5 protein-coding genes and 1 pseudogene are annotated in these 4,182 nt (G+C 36.8%); all 6 read right to left on the reverse strand.

The features are described from left to right. Positions 1-162, reverse strand: a 162-nt coding sequence (locus A374_RS01445; RefSeq protein ID WP_007200390.1) for an SMI1/KNR4 family protein, incomplete at its 3' end; no start/stop codon positions are given. Positions 163-748: 586 nt separating this feature from the next. After that, positions 749-1,231 (reverse strand): SMI1/KNR4 family protein, encoded by a 483-nt coding sequence (locus A374_RS01450; protein WP_007200391.1) that lies wholly within the window; start codon positions 1,229-1,231, stop codon positions 749-751. A 223-nt stretch (positions 1,232-1,454) separates the two neighbouring features. Then, positions 1,455-1,778 (reverse strand): annotated as a pseudogene (locus tag A374_RS01455) (suppressor of fused domain protein); the annotation flags it as partial. Positions 1,779-2,011: 233 nt separating this feature from the next. Then, complete coding sequence (locus A374_RS01460; protein ID WP_007200392.1) at positions 2,012-2,710, reverse strand: endonuclease V; 699 nt, start codon at positions 2,708-2,710, stop codon at positions 2,012-2,014. After that, a complete protein-coding gene (locus tag A374_RS01465; RefSeq protein WP_007200393.1) occupies positions 2,703-3,167 on the reverse strand; it encodes a toxin-antitoxin system YwqK family antitoxin in 465 nt (154 codons plus the stop codon). The genes A374_RS01460 and A374_RS01465 overlap by 8 nt, the downstream gene beginning before the upstream one ends. 253 nt (positions 3,168-3,420) lie before the next feature. Then, positions 3,421-3,924, reverse strand: a complete 504-nt coding sequence (locus tag A374_RS01470) for an SMI1/KNR4 family protein (RefSeq protein WP_007200394.1) — start codon at positions 3,922-3,924, stop codon at positions 3,421-3,423. Positions 3,925-4,182 lie beyond the last annotated feature (258 nt).

The following is a 4,182-nucleotide window of genomic DNA, read 5'->3' on the forward strand; positions in this document are numbered from 1 at the left end:
CCCTGCCATAAAAGCTTCCGGTTCAACGCTCGCGCCACCATTCACTTTGACACAGTCAATATAATCTTGTGGCAATTGATATCCTAACTGTTGACCAATTTCTACTACTTTTGCCTCCGAAACTTCAGCATCCGCAAATTCCCATGTAATATGATTGTTCATTGTAAACCCTCTCCCCATCATTGATTTCCACCAAGGTTGTTAACTTTTCTATAAATATTCTCTATTACTAACTGCATTTTCCAAGAAAGTAGTTCAAAGTTTACTTCTAAATTCTTATCTACAGTATCATCCAATAAAATATATCATTCATCCTTTTCATGAAGGTGATTAACTAATTCTAATTATGTATCACAAAGCTTAAAGAACCTATCCCAAAAAATCTTACCAAACCTCCTGCCAACCTTTGAGCGGCTCAATTTAAATAAAACTTAGTAGGATTATAAAGCTAATCAGGGTTCATTTAATTTGGTTCTAAAAGCATACTTATCTCTATTAGCTCATTGCAATTCAACAGCCTCCTCTAGGCACATTGCTTTTTCCAAAACAATAATAATGTTTCAAGTCTTTTCATTATTCTGTTTATCACTAAAGTTACCTGTTTATTCAATCAATCTTACTATACTTTAGTATCCGTCCCACGCTCTCCATCCACATTCTAAGCTTAAATAAGCAGCCAACAAAGGTGTTTTCTACTATTTCATATGACTCGGTCAGTCTACATCTAAAATATATTCTCAGCTTGCACTCACTTTGTATCTATCGAAAACATCTTTAATAATCCAGTAAAGTTATCAGCCAAATTATAAGTAACAGGCTCAAACTCACCGGATTCTTCATGAGACCATATACAAATAGTTGGATTATTTTTATTTGTTCTAAAATCTAAGCATACAAAATCTCCCGCAAATAGACTAGCAATTGGCAATACCTCTGCCCCTACTAAATCTTCATTATCAGTTAACCTTTCACCTATTTGAGAAAATACAACATCTATATCATAAATTCCTTTAGGATGATTCTCAATATCATCTAAAATACATAAAAATCTTTCCATCGCATAACCACGGTTGTTACACTCAAATATTGCCTCCTCAACCTCTACACCATTATTTTCTTTTATAAATTCTAAGAAAGACTCTGGTAATAAAAGTCTCCAAAATTTTTCGTGATTTTTTATTAATTCCTCTGAAGGCAATGGTCTAACAATAGTGTCCTGTTTGATTTTCATATTTGTTCCCCTTCTTTACTAGTTACCGCGGAGATCTATCCAATCGATCTACCACCCTATGAATGGTATATTATGTATTCCATAAGAGGTTCATCCAGCCAGAATCGCCGACCTGCACCCCCTTCGTCTCGGCTGTGCTGTTCTCCTTAGAAAGCTAGTTGAAATTTAAGAAGCAAAAAACGCATGAAGGTTCCATGCGTCACGATGTTTCCTTCATTTATGGTTACAAGCCGACATTTCTTCTGTGAATGTCTACCACATCCGTAATACCTTGCTCCCTCATTCTTTTCAGTAAGTACTCATGTCCTTTTTCTAAAGCGAGTACTCTTTTTTCCTCATAGATAGGAATGAGGGTAAAGATGTTCACATCTCCGCGTTTCGTAGGAATAGTATCTAATTCCGATTCGTACGGTCGACAGCTCATCATACATGATCACTTTGTATTCGGCGCAAACGGTTGAGGCGGTTCGCCATTTGGAAGGATTACACCGTCGTCAAGGCCTCCGTCATACAGATACGGAATATGCGCCATCATGCGTAGCCATTTCTTCTACCATTACCTGTTGTGAAATCTCGTATTTAATATGAATTCTATCACCCTTCAGAGTCACGTAAACTCTCTAACAGTATACACACGTATTTCTTCGGTTCCAACAAACGCCGTAACAACGCGTCCCGTTCCTTATAAAAAGCCGTTCATCTAGTCATGCGCAACTATGTCGTCTCGAATTCTTCATCTACTAGTTATCTTTTAATATTCTCCTTAAGGCTTTAAGGATTTTATCTTTCTATTAATTTCTTCCTTATTTTATGCGTTTCTAAATCTGCAAGTCTAACAGGAATGGGTAACCGACTTTCATTATTAATACAGTTCATAACAATTTCAGTACTTGTATCTAAATCAATCCAGTTCCCACAAGAAACAAAAATGGGTTTAACATTTTGGGTCGTTCTTAACGTTCGACCATAGACTTCATTATTTATTACAATATCGGTGTAAGCGCCTTCTTTATTCTCGGGCATCATAAAATCTACATCTTGAATCTTAAGATAACTTTTTGCTACACCAATTGTTGGTTTATTTAGAAGAAAGGAAGCATGAGTAGCAATCCCCATATGACGATCATGCAAATATCCATTGCCATCAAAAATATAGAGATCTGGTTGCAGCGTTAGCTTTTCAACTGCCTCTATGACTAAAGGTAACTCTCGAAAGGCAAGGAAACCTGGAATGTAAGGGACTAGTATCTCCCCATAACTGTATACTTTTTCGACAACATCCTTTGTAAAATAATCAATGATTACAATACAACATGTGCCATATTTCGCTTCATCTACATCCCAATAAGCCAAATCTACCCCTGCAATATATCGTATCTCTTCAACCTGGAATTTATTTTCTAAATTAATCTGAGGTAATAATTCACGCTGAATAGTTGAAAACTCTTGTATTCGTTTCTTTTCATCAAAATTATTCATGATCAACCCAGTCAGAGATCCGGGAAACTAGCTCTAACTCTCCTTTTGTTGGAGCAACCTTTTGATTAATGATATTCCCTTGTTGGTCCCACTCCGTATACTTTAAACAAATCCCAAACTTATACTCTCCTTCATGTTTAAGCTCTCCACTTTCATACCAAATTCTACCGATTCCTCTTGTTTGTCCTTTTACCATGTAATCAATAGCTTTTACGTTCTTATTTTGGTGAAATTTCACATAGTATCCTTCTAAAAATCCATTTTTATAGTAACAGTAATACGCTAAATTCCCATTACCATATAACTCGTAAGCTAAACCAGTAAAAGGTTTTCCACCCTCATCTTCTGGGTTGTCTAGCACTTCATCACTGTATGAAGTAAACCATAGTTTCTCATCAAAATCCACACCGTGCTCTACTACATATTCTTTACTTAATAGTTCCATTTTATTTTCCAAATTTCTTCACCTCTGAACTAAATTCAAAACCTTCAGTAATAAAATTATATCATCATACCAGCCGGTTTCAATTTCTTACCAGATCTTACGACATGGATAATAAAATCGGCTGATATTGACTTGAGTATACCTCTGCAATTTTACAGGCATTCTATTGAGGTTTAGATCCTATCAACAAGAATCTATTCCTTTAACATATGTAGAAATTCTTTTTTGAAATCAAGTGCTCGTCTTCTACTACTATAGGAATCTATCACCCTTCAGAGTCACGTAAACTCTCTAACAGTTCCGTAAAGCTCGCAGCTACATAGGTGAGCTGTTCACGCATATACACCTCGGCTTCCTCGGACGTCAATCCTTCCTCTTCCATGATAGCTTCCTTCTCCCATGCGCCTTCATGATCCCAAAATACGATGAACGGATTCGTCTCGCTACTGCTGTAGTCAAAACAGATTAAATTCCCTGCAGGATCATCAGCAAATGGGAAGATCTTTTCAGGGAGGCTCGGTTGATAGTCTTCATAGACTTTAACAATATAATCTACATTTTCCTCATCATCATATCTAAATAATCCTCCAAAACAACGTTCAATCGTCCCTGCCATAAAAGATTCTGGTTCAACGCTCGCGCCACCATTGACTTTGACACAATCAATATAGTCTTGTGGTAGTTGAAATCCTAACTGTTGACCAAGTTCTACTACTTTCGCTTCCGAAACTTCCTCTTCTCTATATTTCCATGTAATATAATTGTTCATCGTAAACCCTCTCCCCATAATTAGCTTCCTCATGTTTTGGGCTAACAAAGAATGATCAGCAACCCGAAGGCCAACGCTCCATTCTCCATCGACTGCCTATAGCAAGCGCTTTCATTTATAGCAGCATCACTTAATACTTGCGCTTTCGAATGGCTTTCTCATAGTAAAAGACTGTTGTAATCTCTTGAAGCCCTTCTTCTAGCTCCTTCCTCACAATCATCGATAACAGCCTTTTCACACATTATAGTTTCTTGATCA

The sequence above is a fragment of the Fictibacillus macauensis ZFHKF-1 genome (genome assembly GCF_000269865.1).
Lineage (GTDB): Bacteria > Bacillota > Bacilli > Bacillales > Fictibacillaceae > Fictibacillus_C > Fictibacillus_C macauensis.